The sequence below is a fragment of the Streptococcus cristatus genome (assembly GCF_003943815.1).
GTDB lineage: Bacteria > Bacillota > Bacilli > Lactobacillales > Streptococcaceae > Streptococcus > Streptococcus cristatus_F.
The window spans coordinates 1-760 of the sequence record NZ_RJNA01000058.1 but is presented as its reverse complement, the minus strand read 5'-3'; the positions used below and the strand labels follow the sequence as shown (position 1 = coordinate 760).

1 protein-coding gene is annotated in these 760 nt (G+C 28.6%); it reads left to right on the top strand.

What is annotated here, in order from left to right:
• The coding region (locus D8872_RS11090) for an AAA family ATPase (RefSeq protein ID WP_142999582.1) at window positions 1-760 on the top strand (760 nt) is incomplete at both ends.

Genomic DNA, 760 nt, shown 5'->3' with positions numbered 1-760 from the left:
ATATTGCTCATTTCAATAGTTATAACATTTTGAAAAAAGGTTCTCACTTATCAGGTGCATATAAACGAAAGATTTTTTCTAAAGAAAACACACGATTTATTGGTGTTAAAAATATAAATTCTGTTGAAGGTTCTAGAAAAAAACTATTAACAGATTTTAATTGTGAGCCCAATTTTTTATTAGATAATGATTCTCACGAAATTGATTCACTCGGGAAGAACAATCTGTGGTTGAAAGGTGGAAAAATTTCTTTCAATATGTTTCAACAAGCATTGTTTGATTATAATGTATCAGTTAGTTTATGTGAGCCAAGCTTTAAACAAAAGTCTTATATAAAAGGATTATATATAGAAAATCGTGGGGAAAATAGAAGTTTTCTTGCAGGTGATAAATTAAAAAAAGATAAAGACTTCTTTTTAACATTTTCACCATCTATGAATTGTTTAATTGGAGGGAGAGGTACAGGGAAAAGCACATTAATTGATATGTTACAATTTGTACTTTCTCAAGATTGTGATAAGCAAAGCAAATTGGAATTTCTATGTAACCATGCAAATGCTTTTGTACTCTATGTTTTAGAAGAAACTGAATATATTATTGAAGTTAGTTTGCCAGATGTCAAACAAGAAAATAAGGATAATATTTTACAATATTATGGGCAAAATCGAGAGAATAGGTTTGGCTATTCTTACATATTTAATTCTGACTCTATTAAAGAATGGACACGGTCTCTGTACACAAAAGTTTATAAAGTTGAAGG